General features: G+C 38.7%; 14 protein-coding genes and 2 pseudogenes. 6 read left to right on the top strand and 10 right to left on the bottom strand.

Annotated features, from left to right (window positions below):
• Together B5D46_RS10560 and B5D46_RS10555 are read left to right on the top strand one after the other, a co-directional pair.
• The coding region (locus B5D46_RS10560; RefSeq protein ID WP_143675598.1) for an IS3 family transposase at positions 1–291 on the top strand (291 nt) is incomplete at its 5' end.
• 105 nt (positions 292–396) lie between these two features.
• The gene (locus B5D46_RS10555; RefSeq protein ID WP_078929427.1) at positions 397–3,330 is read left to right on the top strand and encodes a UvrD-helicase domain-containing protein; all 2,934 of its coding nucleotides are present in this window, start codon (positions 397–399) and stop codon (positions 3,328–3,330) included.
• A gap of 78 nt (positions 3,331–3,408) precedes the next feature.
• Here B5D46_RS10555 and B5D46_RS10550 read toward each other — a convergent pair whose 3' ends face one another.
• From B5D46_RS10550 to B5D46_RS10535, 4 genes are all read right to left on the bottom strand, one after another.
• Positions 3,409–4,170, bottom strand: coding sequence for a basic amino acid ABC transporter substrate-binding protein (locus tag B5D46_RS10550; RefSeq protein ID WP_078929426.1), 762 nt, complete (start codon positions 4,168–4,170; stop codon positions 3,409–3,411).
• 136 nt (positions 4,171–4,306) lie between these two features.
• Complete coding sequence (locus B5D46_RS10545) at positions 4,307–5,050, bottom strand: substrate-binding periplasmic protein (RefSeq protein WP_078929425.1); 744 nt, start codon at positions 5,048–5,050, stop codon at positions 4,307–4,309.
• A gap of 182 nt (positions 5,051–5,232) precedes the next feature.
• Entirely contained in the window at positions 5,233–5,967 is a 735-nt protein-coding gene (locus B5D46_RS10540; RefSeq protein WP_159443102.1) for a transporter substrate-binding domain-containing protein, read from the bottom strand.
• 175 nt (positions 5,968–6,142) lie between these two features.
• The gene (locus B5D46_RS10535) at positions 6,143–6,892 is read right to left on the bottom strand and encodes a transporter substrate-binding domain-containing protein (RefSeq protein ID WP_078929423.1); all 750 of its coding nucleotides are present in this window, start codon (positions 6,890–6,892) and stop codon (positions 6,143–6,145) included.
• A 123-nt stretch (positions 6,893–7,015) separates the two neighbouring features.
• Between B5D46_RS10535 and B5D46_RS10530 the strand changes: the two genes are divergently transcribed.
• Complete coding sequence (locus B5D46_RS10530) at positions 7,016–7,570, top strand: GNAT family N-acetyltransferase (RefSeq protein ID WP_078929422.1); 555 nt, start codon at positions 7,016–7,018, stop codon at positions 7,568–7,570.
• A 14-nt stretch (positions 7,571–7,584) separates the two neighbouring features.
• Here B5D46_RS10530 and B5D46_RS10525 read toward each other — a convergent pair whose 3' ends face one another.
• Entirely contained in the window at positions 7,585–7,974 is a 390-nt protein-coding gene (locus B5D46_RS10525; RefSeq protein WP_031490731.1) for a winged helix-turn-helix transcriptional regulator, read from the bottom strand.
• Positions 7,975–8,549: 575 nt separating this feature from the next.
• Between B5D46_RS10525 and B5D46_RS10520 the strand changes: the two genes are divergently transcribed.
• Together B5D46_RS10520 and B5D46_RS10515 are read left to right on the top strand one after the other, a co-directional pair.
• A complete protein-coding gene (locus B5D46_RS10520) occupies positions 8,550–9,713 on the top strand; it encodes an iron-containing alcohol dehydrogenase (protein ID WP_078929421.1) in 1,164 nt (387 codons plus the stop codon).
• Positions 9,714–9,724: 11 nt separating this feature from the next.
• Entirely contained in the window at positions 9,725–10,306 is a 582-nt protein-coding gene (locus B5D46_RS10515; RefSeq protein WP_078929420.1) for an NAD(P)H-dependent oxidoreductase, read from the top strand.
• Between the two features lie 5 nt (positions 10,307–10,311).
• Here the strand turns inward: B5D46_RS10515 and B5D46_RS10510 are convergent, their stop codons facing one another.
• Positions 10,312–11,574, bottom strand: coding sequence for a YkvI family membrane protein (locus tag B5D46_RS10510; RefSeq protein ID WP_078929419.1), 1,263 nt, complete (start codon positions 11,572–11,574; stop codon positions 10,312–10,314).
• Between the two features lie 362 nt (positions 11,575–11,936).
• Between B5D46_RS10510 and B5D46_RS10505 the strand changes: the two genes are divergently transcribed.
• The gene (locus B5D46_RS10505) at positions 11,937–12,923 is read left to right on the top strand and encodes an autoinducer 2 ABC transporter substrate-binding protein (RefSeq protein WP_078929418.1); all 987 of its coding nucleotides are present in this window, start codon (positions 11,937–11,939) and stop codon (positions 12,921–12,923) included.
• Positions 12,924–13,007: 84 nt separating this feature from the next.
• Here B5D46_RS10505 and ettA read toward each other — a convergent pair whose 3' ends face one another.
• From ettA to tnpA, 4 genes and pseudogenes are all read right to left on the bottom strand, one after another.
• On the bottom strand, positions 13,008–14,672 hold the full coding sequence (ettA, locus tag B5D46_RS10500; protein ID WP_074944677.1) for an energy-dependent translational throttle protein EttA: 1,665 nt from the start codon (positions 14,670–14,672) through the stop codon (positions 13,008–13,010).
• A 188-nt stretch (positions 14,673–14,860) separates the two neighbouring features.
• On the bottom strand, positions 14,861–15,799 hold the full coding sequence (locus B5D46_RS10495; RefSeq protein WP_078929417.1) for a flagellin N-terminal helical domain-containing protein: 939 nt from the start codon (positions 15,797–15,799) through the stop codon (positions 14,861–14,863).
• A 124-nt stretch (positions 15,800–15,923) separates the two neighbouring features.
• Positions 15,924–16,364: pseudogene (locus B5D46_RS10490) on the bottom strand (acetolactate decarboxylase); the annotation flags it as partial.
• Between the two features lie 36 nt (positions 16,365–16,400).
• Positions 16,401–16,667 (bottom strand): annotated as a pseudogene (tnpA, locus tag B5D46_RS12405) (IS200/IS605 family transposase); the annotation flags it as partial.

Raw genomic sequence — 16,667 nt, 5'->3', positions numbered from 1 at the left:
CAGGGATGGCAGTATCAGATGTCTCAATATCACAAGATGCTAAAAGATAAAGGTATCATTCAATCCATGTCCCGTAAAGGTAACTGCTTAGATAACTGTGTAATGGAGAATTTCTTTGGCAAGATGAAAAATGAGATGTTTTATGGCCATGAATATGACTTTAAATCTCTGGATGAATTAAGAAAAGCAATGGAAGAATATATTGAGTATTACAACACTAAGAGAATTCAGGTCAAATTAAAAGGTCGAACTCCTTGTGAAGTTAGGAATTCAACCTTAAAATTATCGTAAATTGTTTTTGTTCAATTTACTGGGGTCACTACAGTCTGTATACTAAAATTTATTAAGTGGAGAATTAAAAAGAGATCTCTTAATCAGGGATGTAAATCTTTTAGGATGAAACAGGTACGGACAATTGATGAACTGAGAAGATCCTTTTGGGGAAGAGTTCTTGGTAAATCAATCCTTTCATTTAAAAAGGTTGATGATGATTTATGTCTTTCAAGTTTAGACAGAATTCTGCATAAATTTGGAAGTAAAGATTCTATTGCCTTTACTCACCGTTTATTTAGTTCCACTTTAGAGATTTGTATAGATGACTGCAGCTATACATATAAATATCTTAATAAAGATGATGCTTTAAGATGTGAACAGAATCTTAAAGAGTTTGTTGTCACTTATTTTTCTAACAGAATAAAAGAAGAATCAACAGCGATTTATCAATGTTTTTCAGATAAGTTTCTTCGAGACTCCATTGCAGGAAAATTTCAAATACATATTCAGAAACTCAGGAATGACCTTTTAAAGTTAAAAGATGCTGATTCTGGTGTTTATGAAGAAATCAAAAAGTTTATCTTAAACGAATCTGATTCCTGCTCAGAGGAAGTTAAAAAATACATCTCTATAATTCTTGAATACTGCAATGACATCTCTTCCACTGAATCAGAGGTTGTTAAACAAATCAGAAAAGAATACGAAGATTCTGTTCTCAAGAAACATAAGGATTTTTTTGATAATGCTGAAAACAATCCTTTGACACTGATGCAGCGATTGGCTGTAATCAGAAATAATGATTTTAATCTTGTTCTTGCAGCTGCGGGAACTGGTAAAACTTCCGTAATGGTTGCGAAGGCTCTTTATCTTATGAAGTATCATCATGTTAAAAGCAGTGAACTCCTGATACTTGCATATAACAGAAGTGCCGCAAAGGAACTTCAGGACAGAATCGAAGAGAGAGCAAAATCATTAGGGATCAGTTTAGATACTCCTCAGGTATCTACATTTCATGCTCTGGGACGAAATATACTTCTTGATAATAAAAAGTCCGTGCATATCTCTAAGTTAAGTGAAGACGAAAAAAAACTTTGGCAATGGGTTTCAACCTGGGATGAAAATTCTCTTTATGCACATCCTTTAGAATATCTGTCTTTCTATAACGCACTTCATAGCAGAGAAAAAAATGGGATAGAAATTGTAGATAACAATACTCAGCTGAGAACCCTTAATGATGATCTGGTAAGAAGTTATTCAGAAGTAAGAATTGCCGACTGGCTTTATTTGCACGGAATTCCTTACGAATACGAAGCTCCATATGTGACCAAAATTCGAATTGAGGACGGGATTGATTATAGTCCTGATTTCAAATTAACAGATGATATCTATATTGAGTTTTTTGGAATAGACCGCAAAGGAAATACTCGTAAAGATATTGATAAAGACAAATACAATGCAGAAATGCAGAAAAAGATTCAGCTGCATAAAGAAAAGGGAACCACTCTGATTGATCTCTACTGGTATGAAATGACTGAGGATACACTATTTGCCAAACTTGAAAATAGACTCATCGAATTAGGTTTTAAACCGGAAAAAAAATCAGAATCTGAAGTTAAATCTATTCTTATAGAAAAAATTAACAACAACCAATTTACCACTTTTCAGAAGGTATTATTTAACTGTCTGAAGGCTGTTCGTATTGAGAATCTAAACAAAGAACAGATCTTTGAAAGGCTTAAGTCTGAAGGATTTATGTCTGCTAAAAAAGTATCAGACTATATACAAAAACTTGTTGTTGATTACGTATCCACCTTAAGATCGAATAATGAAATTGATTTTGATGACATGATTCTGTCTGCAACAGAGATCGTAAATAATGGAGAGTGGCGTCCTTCATACAAATACATTCTTGTAGATGAGTTTCAGGATATATCTAGAGCGCGTTATGATCTGATCAAAGCTATTTATTCTCACTGTTCTGATGTTAGTTGTACCACGGTAGGTGATGACTGGCAGGCGATATACAGATTTAGCGGAGGAAAACTGGCTTTAACCACTAGATATTCTGAATACTTTGGTTCTCACTCTCTGTCTATTCTTGATAAAACCTTCCGTTATCCTAGAAACATTGCAGATGTTGCCGGCGATTTTATTATGCAAAATCCTGAGCAGCACAAAAAAAAGATTGAAACAGCAGATAGCTCAAAAGATTTGAAAATTCATCTGTTCTCCTACACTGATAGTACAGATGAAAGTAACAACACACAGAGCCTGTATTATCAGGTTAGACAAAAAATTCTTGTACTAGACCATAATGTTCCTGATGCCTCTATAGCTGTAATGGCTCGCTACAACAAATTATTAGATGAGTTCAGGTGCTATTTTGATGATAACAATAGAAAGGAAAATATACGTTCAAAAATAAGAATAAATTATTGGACTTTTCATGGTTCAAAGGGCTTAGAGGCGGATTATACCTTTATTCTTGGATTGCAGGACGGCATGGTAATGGCTTTTCCTTCTGATGAACAGAATGATAAGGTTGTCGAAGCACTGTTGCCTACAACAGATAATTATCCTTACTCGGAAGAAAGAAGGTTATTTTATGTTGCACTGACACGTGCAAGAAAACATGCATATCTCTTTGCTTTAGATAAGCAGCCTTCATCCTTTGTAGAAGAACTCTTAACTCACAAATACAACATAGATATTAGAGCTCAATGTTTTGATACTGAATCTCGCTCCGCATATAAATGTCCTTCATGTAAAAACGGGTATTTCCAGAAGTTACATGGAAAATATGGATACTTCTATGTCTGCAATTCTGGATTATGCAGATTAAGACCAAGAATATGTGAAAAATGTGGTGCACCAATGATAGATGGGAAAACAGAAAGTAAATGTATGAATTCGCAATGTCTTTATACTATTCCTATCTGCGAGCGATGTGGAAGAGTAATGGTGAAAAGGGCTGGTAAATATGGAAAGTTCTGGGGATGTTCTGGTTTTGGTCTGGAAAAGGATAGATGTGATAATACCAGGCCTTTACATGGGTAAGAAAAGGCCTTTTTGTTTGCGTGGAGCTTTAGCTCAGATGAAAAAAAAGAGGCATATGCCTCTTTTTTAGAATTGCTATTACTTGTTTGCAGCGTTACCAAACCACTTCTGATAGATCTTGTCATAGGTGCCGTTGTCACGGATCTTCTTAAGACCAGATGCAATCATATCGGTAAGATCCTTTCTGTCCTTTGAGGTAACAATACCGTACTGTTCAACGGTAAGCTGCTCAGGGATCATAATAAGATTCTCATTCTTGGTTGTTGCAAGATAGTATTCGATAACAGGCTTATCTGTAACAACTGCACTGCATGAGCCTTTTTCAAGTTCCAGAAAAGCTTCAGCGGTACTGTTGAACTGAGTAACAGTGGTGTTCTCTACTTTTTCTGCATACATAGCACCTGAGGTTCCTAACTGAGCACAGATGGTCTTGCCTTTAAGATCATCCTTTGATTTGATCTCAGTACTGTTAGCCTTGGTAATAAGAATACCTAAACCTGCATCATAGTATGGCTCTGAGAAGTTAACCTTCTTAGCTCTTTCTTCGGTAATGGTAAAACCTGAAATTGCAATATCAACCTGCTGGGTAATAATTGCAGGGATCTGACCGTCAAATGACATGCTTGATACATTCATCTTGTAGCCTTCAGCTTCGCCGATTGCATTGATGATATCGATGTCAAAACCGATTAGAGTTGAAGTTCCCTTGTCAACAAACTCAAATGGAGCGAAGGTTGGTTCGGTAACAACATTAAGAGTTTTCTCTTCGCTTACTGCTGTTGCGCTGTATGATGATAAAGCCAGTAGACCTAGCAGACATAAAGATTTGTAGAATTTCATATATCCTCCAGTTATGTTTTTTCTAGTTTACATTTGGAGAATTAAAACTTCATAAATATTCATTTATAAGAGAAAAATGCACTGAATAAGATCAAAAAAGCCACAAAAAATTGTGGCTTTCTCTAAAATCGAGGTCCTATTCGAACCATTTACGGTAGATTTCATTGAAGTAAGGTGTTTTCATAACCTTTTCCAGAGCCTGTGATAATCTCTCTGAGATATCGGGGCGGTTTTTGGAGGTCATAATACCAAACTGAGCAAAGGTCAGCTTTCGACCTAAGCGGTAGAATTTATCTCTGTCAGGGCTAACCTTCAGGTAGTACTGCAGAATAGGCTCATTGGTAATAACACCGTCACATTTACCCTCTTTTGCGGCCTCAAATAGTTTTCTCTCTGAGTCTAAAGACAGAACCTGGATATCAGACATGCCAAGAGCATATGCCTCACAGGTTGATGAAGTCTTGGCGCAAATGGTTACATCATGAAGATCTGCTTCTCTTTTGAATTCCTTCTGATATTTCTTGTTTAACATAATATCTAGACCAGTATTGAAATAAGGTCCGATGAAATCCCAGATCAGCGCACGTTCCTCGGTGATAGTTATCATGGAAATAGCACAGTCGACCTGTTCTACAAGAACATCGGCAAACATGGCATCAAAAGGCATATCATGGAATTTAATACTCTTGTAGCCGGCTTCTTTTGCAACTGCTTTGATAAGGTCAATATCATAACCTACATAATCATGAGTTTTCGGATCAATAATTACAAAAGGTTCACTACTTGCCTCTATTCCTACTACAAGTTCATCTCCATCAGCGAAGGCATTAAAAGAAAAAGCCATTGCCAGAGCTAAAGCAAAGCTTCTGATTTTGTTCATAATAACTCCGAGATTTTTCACCGCTAAGTTAAATATAGGTAATAGAAATGTAAGTAACAAAAAAAAATGGCAGGATTGTCGTGAAATATGAAAAATTTGTGTGAAATTTTGCTTAGAATCAAATTAAAAAAAAGAGAGTCCTGAGACTCTCCTGGAATTTAGTTTGCGAATTGGATTGTTTTCTAGCCGAACCATTTTTTATAGAGTTTGTTGTATTCGCCATTATCCTTTATTTTCTTCAGTCCGGATTCAATCTTTTCTCTAAGTTCTGGTCTGAGCTTTGAGGTCATGATTCCGAATTCCTCAAATGTAAGATTATTCTCGAACTTGTAGTACTTGCCAGGGTGCATTTTTATATACTGGAATTCAATAACAGGGGCATCAGAGATAAGAAGGTCACACTCCTTATTTTCGATGGCATTAAAGCTTTCACTCTCAGATGGAAACTTTAAAACATCTGAGCCATTGCAGCTATTTGCATATTCCTCACAGGTTGTACCTGAAACCACACAGATTTTTTTGCCGTTCAGATCTATATTGTTTTTGATTTTATTCTGGTACTCATTTCGAATCAGTGCATTCAAACCCGCATTGTAATAAGGTCCAACAAAATCAACAATCTGAGCGCGTTCTTCTGTCATGGAAATGCAGGATACGGCAGCGTCAATCTGTTCTGTCAGTATGGAGGGAAGCAGGGCATCAAAAGGCATATTGGAGAACTCTACTTTTAGACCGTTTTCTTTGGCAATAGCCGTCAGAAGATCAACCTCAAAGCCTTCAATCGTCTTAGATTTATCAACATAAACGAATGGAGCTCTAGATGCTTCAACCCCAACCACCAATTTTCCTTCATCAGCGAAGCTGGTTAGTGAGAAAGCACAACCTATTATTACTGAAATCTTTTTGAGTAAGCTCATAGAAAATTCCGTCCGTATGGTTTGTACTATATCTTCAGTATATCCAATAAATGGCATTTGTATCCAAAGATAAAGGTAAAATTTGCAAGCTGATTCAATATTCAGAAGAAAATATTTACAACAAAAAAATAAGCCCCAACACAAGGTCGAGGCTTAAGTTTTTTGTCAAATGTAACTATTTTTTCGAACCATCAAACCATTTTCTGTATATCTTGTCATATACGCCGTTTTTTCTGATTTTCTTCAGGCCTTCAGCTATACTGTCGCTTATTTCAGTTTTGTTCTTTGAGGTAACAATTCCATACTGTTCGAAGGTAAGCTTATCATTTAAGATTGCTGTCTTATCATCATGGTTTCTAACGTGATAAAACTCAAGCACAGGCTTGTCGATAATAATCGCATCGCATTCACCCTTATCAATAGCTATAAAGGTTTCAATTTCTGTCAGATAATTCTTGGTTTTGGAATTCTTAATGTTTTCTGCAAAATACGATCCAGTGGAGCCGCTGCGGGCGCAGATTGTTCTTCCCTGAAGGTCATAGCTGCTGTGGATATCCTTTAGAAGATCCGAACGTACCAGCACTCCTAACCCAGAATCATAATAAGGCTCAAGCTTTACTATCTGAGCTCTCTCTTCTGTGATTGAGTATGCTGAAATTGCAACATCAACCTGTTCTGTAAGCACTGAAGGCAGCAGAGCATCAAACGGCATATTTGCGATTTGAACCTTAAATCCCTGTTCTTTGGCAATTGCATTGATGATGTCAACATCAAAGCCGATAACCTCTGATGAGCCGTTCTCCCTGAAATCAAAAGGACCAAAAGAAGCTTCGAGTCCAACCTTGAGTGTTTTGTTCTCAAGGGCAAAACAGGAGAATGAAAAAATAGCCAAGGCTAACAGCGAAGCTTTTTTTATTATTTTCATCCCGGGGCTCCTCTCGATAAGAAATATCAGAACATAATTTTTTCACATATTTAGAATATAATTCTTTTGGAGCAGATCTCCTGCCGATATTTTGCAATTATGAGAGCTGTACATAGGAAAAAAATGTATTTTATTCACGAGATAACAGAATCGTTTACACATTTTAAAATTATCGTTCAGAACTATTTCAAATCACGAAATCTTCGAAAGGACTGTGTTGTCAATGAAGGGGAGCTTATTTTCAGGAGAGGAAACAGGGGAGATCTAGAGAAGATTGTAGCTCTTCACAACACTATTTTCAGCCGTCCGTTTTTAGACTGGCTTTTAATTCTATATAAAGTCAGAGCATCAGAGCTTGTCAGTGTTGCAGAGAATAAGAGCGGTGATATTGTGGCTTACGATATTTATATGTTTGAGCCTTCCGAGATGAAGGACAATATTCTGCATGAGCTTTATATCGGTGTTCATCCTGACTATCAGAATCAGGGGATCGCAGGTAAGCTTCGAAGATATTCAGCTGACTGCTATGATGGGGGAAAGCTTAGCGGACTTTCTACACTGGCTCCTTTTTCAAATGTAAAGGCCCTGCGTTCAGCTCAGAAGGCTGGCTATGCTATTACCAAGGCCAGTGCAAAACCTGCTGCATACTATCTTTTCAGATATCTTAAGAAAGCCTGATCTGTTCTGTGGCTCTATGTGTTTTCAGAGTCACATATGTCTTTTTTCTTTGTCTTGTTGTCGCAGATAGAGGTTCCCCATTTTGCAAGATTCTCCATAATAGGAACCAGAGTTTTTCCTTTTTCTGTCAGAGAGTATTCTACCTTAGGAGGAATAACCGGAAATATTTCTCGTTTTACAATTCCATCTGCCTCAAGCTCTCTAATACTCTGAGTGAACATTTTGTTTGAGATACCTGTAAGAGAGTGCTGTAGAGCAGATGATCTCATGGCTCCGTTGCGCAGGTGAAATATCAGAAGACTTTTCCATTTTCCTCCGATCACATCCATTGCCAGTTCAAGAGAACAAAGATATTTCTTTCCCTTGTATAAAAATTCCTTGCAACATTTTCCTTCAGTTGTCATAAAGATGCCTTTTTTCTGTTATTACTCTCTTTTGGGAAAGTATAAACTTTAGAAGCGATGTATTCCAGTAATTGTCATAATCAAAAGTTATCTTCTGATAATAATTATTGAGTTCTATAAAAATATAATAATGTAAATCAATAAGATACACTTTTAAGTTATTACTGTACAAAAATGTATGTACTTCTAATTTAGATTATTAAAATCTATTCTATATGTACTTCTTATGTATCAAAAGATGAAGACTTTTATAGTGCTACAGTCTTTGTCGATTGAAGGCGTATTACAGCAGGCGGATATCATCTCAGGCTGTTCTGAAACAGACCATTCAACTCGTTCTCTGTTTTAAGAACAATGACTGTTTGCCATTTGAGATGGTATTAGTCTGCTGCATATTTAGGTTTTTAAAGATAGTTGTGATGAATTCTGTCATAACTATTCAGGTGTTTTTCGTAAAAGACAACACTGTTATCAGAACTGATTCTGTATAACAGTTATGATCCTAAACATCTAGGGGTTCTGAGAATTCCTTTGTGAATTCATGATGCCAGCACATACTTTAAAAAGGAGTTTACATGTTTAATTTTGATTTGTACTTACCTACACGTCTGGTTTTTGGTAAAGGTAGAATCGATGAGCTTCCTGATTTAACCAGATCCTATGGTTCAAAAATCCTTTTAACCTACGGTGGTGGCAGTATCAAGCGCAGTGGTATTTACGATAAAATCAAGGAACTTTACAAAGGTGCAGAGATTTTTGAATTAAGCGGTATTGAACCTAATCCAAAGATCACCTCAATTAGAAAAGGTGTTGAGATTGCCAAGAAAGAGAAGGTTGACTTTATTCTGGCTGTAGGTGGCGGTAGTGTTCTTGATGCCTCAAAGAATATTGCAGCAGGTGCCTTCTATGACGGGGATCCATGGGATCTTGTTCTGGATTCATCAAAAATCGGCAGAACTTTGCCTTTATTCTCAGTGCTAACCTTATCTGCAACCGGTTCTGAGTATGACAATTCAGGTGTTATTTCCAATGAGGATACTCATGAGAAGATGCCTATCTTCGGTAATCTGTGGCCTGTAGCTTCTATCTGTGATCCTACCTATACCTTCAGTGTTCCAGCAAATCAGACTGCAGCTGGTGCAGCTGACATAATGTCACATACCTTTGAGTCATATATTGTAAATCAGGGCAATACTCTGACTGACGGTATCTGTGAGGCAATGCTTAGAACTGTAATCAAGAATGCTCCTATCGCAATTTCTGAGCCAGAGAATTATGAGGCCCGTGCAGAGCTGATGATGGCAAGTTCATTTGGCTGCTGCGGTCTTTTAAATATCGGTCGCGAAGGATCTCCTTGGGTATGCCATGGCCTTGAGCATGAGCTATCAGCTTTCTACGATATTACCCATGGTGTAGGTCTGGCTATCTTAACCCCTGTATGGATGAGATACAGCTTAAACGAGAAAACAGCTCCTCGTTTTGCAAATTACGGTGTAAATGTATTCGGTCTGGATCCTAAGGCTGATGTGATGACCAATGCCAGCAAGGCAATTGACCTTACCGCTGAGTTCTTCAAGAAGATCGGTCTGCCATCAAAGCTTTCTGAGATTGGCATTGATGGTACTCACTTTGAGGAGATGGCTGATCACGTTCGCAAGATCTGGTTTGGTGATTTCAAAGATGCAATCAGACCTCTTGAGCGCGAAGATCTGATCAATATTCTGAAGGGCAGTCTATAGTCGAGGTATTTATGCAGAAGATTTTACTCATAAATGGCGGGAAGGTCTTTGGAAGTTCAAAAGGTCAGCTTAATCAGACTCTTCATGACATCGCTAAAAAGACTCTCGTCTCTTTGGGAAAGGAAGTTCGTGAGTGCCAGATTGATAAGGGCTACGTTCCATCAGAACAGGTAGAAAACTTTCTGTGGGCGGATGCTGTAATCTGGCAGATGCCTGCATGGTGGATGGGGGAGCCTTGGATAGTTAAGAAGTATATCGATGAGGTCTTTACCGAAGGCGGTGGTCGCTTTTTAACCTCAGACGGCAGACATCGAACCGATCCTGCTCATGGATACGGTACAGGTGGTCTGTTAAAGGATAAGTCCTACATGTTCTCTGTAACCTGGAATGCTCCTATTGAGGCATTCACAGAAAAGGGTGAGTTCTTTGAGGAGCATGGAGTTGATGGTGTTTATTATCATCTGCACAAGGCCATGCAGTTTGTTGGTATGAAAGGACTTCCTACCTATATCTGCAATGATGTCATCAAAAATCCTAAGGTAGATGAGTTCATATCAGGATATGAATCTCATCTGAAAAAGGTCTTCGGTTAACAAGATCAGCTCATACTAGGCTCTGACAGAGGAATATTTTCAGGGCCTATGTCCTTAACAAAACTTCTGATTTCGTTTTTTATCTCCTCAGTATCTATCACTGACTTCTCTCCAAGACGGTTGAAGTTTTCTCTGTCACTTAAGGAATAGTAAAGATCCTCATCATATTTTTTTACCGCAAGGTTAATCATTTTTCTGCGGATAAGTTTTTCTGTAAGGATATTTTTCTTCTCTTTTATCCAGGTTATACCCAGTACTGTTAAAAGCAGCATTCCAATGTATCCTAAAATTGGGTACATAACAGCAACCAGGGTTTTAAATCCACAGAAGCTTAAGCCAAAGCCGATAAGCACACTTACAATCAGAATGACCTTGAGTTTCTTTTCATTTCTTCCTGCAAATCTCTTGGCAAAGGCATAGAACAGGGAGAATGCGGTATTAAAAATAAGCGCAAAGATTGTCAGAGCATAGACAAAGGCAAAAGCCGGGTGAATATTCTTAACAATCTCAAGCATCGGAATATCTGCATCCTTTACGCTGTCTATATTGGCAAAGAGGGTAATGGCAGCTGCACTGATAATAAAACCGATAATGGCACCACCTAAAAGGCCGCCTTTTTCTGCTACACCGATTCTAAGTACGGAACCACCAAGAACAAAAGCCATAGAGACAGCTGAGATTGCACAGAGTGCATAGTAGTTGACTACTGCCATCCAGACATTAGGCATTGGTGATTCGATGGTAGAAGCAATCTCATCCAGTGCTTTAAAATCGTAGGATTTTCCAATGAATGTATAGCCGCAGACAATCAGAATCATCACAATGATTATTGGAGTGAAGACACCTAATACCTGAGTGATTTTCTGAAAATCCATAAACGCTACAACTATAGTCAGAACAGCACAGATAAGAGTGCCAACCCAGAATGGCAGTCCAAACTGCTGACTTAAATTGGATCCGGCACCAGCGAACATCACAAACCCCACAATGAAACAGGAGATGATTAGAGAATAGTCAATCAGCCTGTTTACGATAGGGTGGGTGATTTTCTCTAGGACATCCTGATGGTTTGAGGATCTGAAATAACATCCAATAGTAATGATAATTTTACCAAATATAATGTGAAGAATTGCCAAGAGTATTACGCCGAAGATACCCAGTGTACCGTAGCTTAAAAAATACTGCATGATATCCTGTCCAGAGGATAGACCTGCACCGACTACAATTCCAACATAAGCCATTGCTATAGATATGTATTTTCTCCTCAAACTTTACCTCCTGAGTTATGATTTTCGTGTTTTTTTACTAGTATTAAAATGGCACTGTATTACAGTGCTGGGACTGATATTCTGATTAGAATAAAAGAAAAAAGAATAGTTTATTAGACATATATTGTATCATAAAATTCTTATTTTTAAATTAGAAATATGAAATTCCTTATATTCTCTTAGTGAAATTATTTTGGATTAAGATGTTATATTTCCAGAATAATGCTGGTTTCATAAGGTAATTTTTTTTGAGAGAGTCCTCGTAAATGTAGATTGTATTTACTGTAAATCAATACAGATCCTCTATTTATAGCCTATGCTTATAAATAGCTTATTAATAAGGATTTATTGGAGAACTCAAGATGAAAATTAAGACTCTGTTGAGTACTTTGGCTGTAAGTCTGACTATCTGTTCAACAGCAGCTTTCAGTGAGACCTCTGCTGATGAACTTACTTTTGCCGGTGTAGGCAAGGTTAATACTCCATGGTTTGTAAGACATAAGCAGGGCGTAATGCTTGGCGCTGAGGAAAACAACGTTAAGGGCGTTTATAAGGCTGCTCCAATTGCAAGTCATAAAAAACAGGCAGAGATTGTGAATGACTTTATAAAAGATGGTGTAAACGCACTTTTAGTTGTTCCAAATGATGCTCAGTCTCTTGAGAAAGCTTTCTTGGCAGCTAAAAAAAATGGAATCACTGTAATTACCCATGAGTCTCCAAAACAGGTAAATGCCGATTTTGATGTAGAGCTTATTGATAACGAAAAGTTCGGCATACTGCTGATGGATGAATTCGTAAAATTATCCAAAGGCAAAAAAGGCACTTATGCCATATATGTAGGTTCTCTTACTGTTCCTTCTCATAACCTTTGGGCGCAGGCTGCAATTAAACATCAGAAGGAGACATATCCTCAGCTGGAGCTGATAGATATTCTGCCTATTTCTGAAAATAGGGGAGTATCAGGAAAGACAGCTTTATCCCTTATAAAGAAGCATCCTGATCTGGTAGGAATTATTTCTCTTGGTTCAGAAGGAGCTCCTGGTATCGGTAAATCTCTACAGCATAAGAAACTTAAGGATGCAATTACCGTAGTTGGAGTTGCTACACCAAATGATACAAAAGAATACCTCAAAGAGGATTACGTACAGGAACTGATACTGTGGGATCCTGCTCAGGCTGCAAGAGTTCAGACAATTCTTGCAAAGATGATTGCAGATGGCAGACGAGATGAGATTAAACCTGGTTTTTCTCTATCAGAATTTGGAGCTCCAAGATTTGATGGAAATACCCTAATTTTTGATGATCCTCTGATTGTTACAAAGGATAACGTAGATAACTACGATTTCTAGTTTCTCATACACGTAACCAAAAAACCGCCATTTTTTACTAAAAAAACAGGCGGTTTTCATATTCACTGAAATTCAAATAATCTGTTACTTGGTAACCTTCTTGAACTTAAGTCTATGTGGCTGAGCTTCTTCACCAAGATTTGCCTTCTTCCAAGCTTCATACTCGGTGTAGTTACCCTCAAAGAATCTTACCTTGCCCTCATCGCCGTAATCCAGGATGTGGGTTGCGATTCTGTCAAGGAACCAGCGGTCATGGGAGATAACCATTGCAGAGCCTGGGAACTCTAATAAAGCGTTCTCAAGTGCACGCAGTGTTTCAACGTCAAGATCGTTGGTTGGCTCATCCAACAGTAGCAGGTTACCGCCTACCTGAAGCAGTTTTGCCAGCTGAAGACGTCCTCTTTCACCACCTGACAGATCTCCTACACGCTTCTGCTGATCTGTTCCTCTGAAATTGAATCTTCCGATATATGCTCTTGAAGGGATCTCGTAGTTGCCGACCTTTAGGATGTCAGAACCCTGTGAAATCTCCTCAAATACGGTATTCTCGTTCTTCATCTGATCACGGAACTGCTCAACATAAGCTGTAACCACTGTATCACCAAGCTTGATTGAACCTGAATCAGGCTTCTCGATACCGGTGATCATTCTGAACAGAGTTGACTTACCGGCACCGTTAGGTCCGATAATACCAACAATAGCACCCTTAGGAATGCTGAATGACAGATCGTCAATCAGAACCTGATCATCATATGCCTTTGACAGGTTGTTAACCTCAAGCACTGTCTCACCTAAACGTGGCCCTGGTGGAATGTAAAGCTCGTTGGTTTCATTTCTGCTCTGGTACTCAACTGAAGACAGCTCTTCAAATCTCTGCAGACGTGCCTTAGATTTAGCATGACGACCCTTGGCACCCTGACGAACCCACTCAAGCTCTCGCTCGATGGAACGACGTCTTGCAGACTCGGTGCTCTCTTCAATCTGAAGTCTCTTATCCTTCTGATCAAGCCAGCTTGAATAGTTTCCTTCCCAAGGAATACCCTCACCACGGTCAAGCTCAAGAATCCATCCTGCTACATTGTCAAGGAAGTATCTGTCGTGGGTAACTGCAACTACGGTACCTGGGTACTGATGCAGGAACTGCTCCAGCCAGTCGATTGATTCTGCATCAAGGTGGTTGGTAGGCTCGTCTAAAAGCAGCATATCAGGCTTTTCTAAAAGCAGACGGCACAGAGCAACACGGCGTCTCTCACCACCTGATAATACCTTAATCTTTCTGTCTGATGGAGGTAATCTTAAAGCATCAGCTGCTTTATCAATTTGCACCTCAAGATTGTGACCATCATGGGCATCAATAATAGCCTCAAGCTTTGCCTGCTCCTTTGCAAGAGCGTCAAAGTCTGCATTCTCATCTGCATACTCGGCATATACTTCATCCAAACGCTTTAATGCTGCATAAACCTCTGCAAATGACTCTTCAATAACTTCTTTTACGGTCTTCTCTGGATCAAGTACAGGCTCCTGTGGCAGATAGCCAATCTTGATACCTGGTTGTGGTCTTGCCTCACCTTCAATGTCGGTATCAACACCTGCCATGATTTTGATAAGTGTTGATTTACCTGCACCGTTTAATCCCAGAACGCCGATTTTGGCGCCAGGGAAAAAGGACAGTGAGATGTCCTTTAAAATCTGTCTCTTTGGTGGAACAATCTTTCCCACCCTATTCATAGTGTAAATGAACTGAGCCATTTATTATCCTCAATATAAGTTCAACAGCTCATTGTAACATGAAATGCTTATTTGTCCTGTAAATGAACACATTATCTTGCGTGGCTCTCAAAAAAAGTTGTCTTGACTTTCTCTATCCAGAATCTTTCTGAAAACATAAAAAAAAATCCTTCGCCTAGGCGAAGGACACAAACATAAGGAGTAAATCTTTACTGGTCCTGAAGCATCTGGAGAGCAATCTGAGGCTTCTGGTTGGCCTGAGTCAGAATTGAAATTGAGCCCTGCTGCTTCATCTGTTCTGAAACCATATTAGAAACTTCCTCTGCATAGTCAGTATCACGGATACGAGCACGAGAGTCAGAAACATTCTCTTTAACGTTTTCCTGATTGCGTATGGTAGCCTCAAGTCTGTTCTGAACCGCACCGAGTTCAGAGCGTTTTGAATCTACGGCCGTAATCAGGTAGTCAATACCTGCCAGAACAATCTGTGCCTGGGACTGAGTAGTAATATCAATACCTCCTCCGTTTACTGAGAAGGAGAAGATATCTGTGAATGCATATCTTGATGGTGTAACTCCGGCATCAGCAGGAAGTTCAAATTCTTCACTTCCGGTAAGTTTTGCCGCCATCTTTGCAAGGTTAGGCACATCAAAACCGGTAGCCAGGTCGATTTCAATAATTGATCCTGGAGCAGGGGAGATCTGGAATCTGACAATTGAGGCATTGCCTGAAAGCAGATCCTGTCCACCGAAGGTGGTATCTCGTGCAATACGTCCTATTTCTTCATTTAACTGATCAACCTCATCCTGAAGTGCTCTACGGTTATCCTGAGAATAAACACCGTTGGCAGACTGAACTGCTAGTGTTCTGATTCTCTGGAGCATGGTGGTTATTTCTTCAATAGCACCTTCAGCTGTCTGAGCATAGGAAATCGCATCCTGTGCATTACGGTTGGTCTGATTTAGAGAGTTAATCTGTAGAGTAAGTCTGTCAGAAGTTTGAACACCTGCAGGATCATCCTTAGCAGAATTAATCTTAAGGCCGCTGGATAAGTGATTATATGCAGTGTCTATATTTGTGGTAGCTCTATTTACCGCTCTCTGTGCTGCAAGCGCTGTAAGATTGGTATTTATATATAAGGACGACATTTTTTTCTCTCCAGTTTTGTTTTGTGGCAAAAAATTGCCTTTTTACTGGAATATGAAAAAATTATGCCAACTTTTAAAGCTGGCATAATGTCCTTACTGATTTATTCTTTTGAGGAACTGGAGGTTATTTATTCATCTTTCCTTTGGTATCCTGTTCTGCACTTCTGATGTCATCTGCCATATCTTTTGCAAGATTCAGCTCATGGAACTTTTTGTCATTATGCAGGATCATGGTGAACTTGTCCGTCTTATCAAGATATGCTGTAGCATCCTTTACACTAAGCTCCAGAATATGTCCGCCTTTCTTTTTATCCTCTGAAAGGAAATGGAAGTGCCAGCCTACAGAGTTCAGATCTCCCATGTAGCTTGGGCAATATAGTCCAACCAGAGTTCCTTTAATATTCTTCTCAGTAAATTCTGTCTGTTTTCCCTTGAGTGCTTCAACTAGGGTAGGATATGGCTCTTTGCTTCCATATTCACTGCGGAACAGCACTGATTCAAACTCTGTTGAAAGTTTTACCATGTAAAAGCTGTTACAGCCTTCCTTCTGAACAGCAGCATTTAAAGCACTCTCAAATGCCTATTAGAAAATGGATATTTTCTAATCAGGTGTGTTCTGTTGTTCTATATATTGTCTAATAATAGAAATTGAGGCTCCTCCACAACTGCATGCAAAATAGGATGGTGACCAAAGAGCTTTCCCTCAAAGATTTTTTTGTATAGAGGGATAATTCTTTTTTCTGATAATTAGACTCGAATAGCCTTTGAGAGCTTGAACTAGTTTTGAGATTGTAACTTTTGGAGGATAACTGACTAGCAGATGAACATGCAAATTGTAAACACAATGTCGGCCGTGCAAAAATTCTGT

Source organism: Succinivibrio dextrinosolvens DSM 3072, assembly GCF_900167015.1.
Classification (GTDB): domain Bacteria; phylum Pseudomonadota; class Gammaproteobacteria; order Enterobacterales; family Succinivibrionaceae; genus Succinivibrio; species Succinivibrio dextrinosolvens.
This window is presented reverse-complemented; position numbering and strand designations above follow the sequence as displayed.

Coding starts and splice junctions, on each gene's coding strand:
- B5D46_RS10520 (WP_078929421.1), top strand. CDS start 8,550: ATGTTTAATTTTGATTTGTACTTACCTACACGTCTGGTTTTTGGTAAA.
- B5D46_RS10525 (WP_031490731.1), bottom strand. CDS start 7,974: ATGACAACTGAAGGAAAATGTTGCAAGGAATTTTTATACAAGGGAAAG.
- B5D46_RS10515 (WP_078929420.1), top strand. CDS start 9,725: ATGCAGAAGATTTTACTCATAAATGGCGGGAAGGTCTTTGGAAGTTCA.
- B5D46_RS10550 (WP_078929426.1), bottom strand. CDS start 4,170: ATGAAATTCTACAAATCTTTATGTCTGCTAGGTCTACTGGCTTTATCA.
- ettA (WP_074944677.1), bottom strand. CDS start 14,672: ATGGCTCAGTTCATTTACACTATGAATAGGGTGGGAAAGATTGTTCCA.
- B5D46_RS10495 (WP_078929417.1), bottom strand. CDS start 15,799: ATGTCGTCCTTATATATAAATACCAATCTTACAGCGCTTGCAGCACAG.
- B5D46_RS10505 (WP_078929418.1), top strand. CDS start 11,937: ATGAAAATTAAGACTCTGTTGAGTACTTTGGCTGTAAGTCTGACTATC.
- B5D46_RS10555 (WP_078929427.1), top strand. CDS start 397: ATGAAACAGGTACGGACAATTGATGAACTGAGAAGATCCTTTTGGGGA.
- B5D46_RS10540 (WP_159443102.1), bottom strand. CDS start 5,967: ATGAGCTTACTCAAAAAGATTTCAGTAATAATAGGTTGTGCTTTCTCA.
- B5D46_RS10545 (WP_078929425.1), bottom strand. CDS start 5,050: ATGAACAAAATCAGAAGCTTTGCTTTAGCTCTGGCAATGGCTTTTTCT.
- B5D46_RS10535 (WP_078929423.1), bottom strand. CDS start 6,892: ATGAAAATAATAAAAAAAGCTTCGCTGTTAGCCTTGGCTATTTTTTCA.
- B5D46_RS10530 (WP_078929422.1), top strand. CDS start 7,016: ATGTATTTTATTCACGAGATAACAGAATCGTTTACACATTTTAAAATT.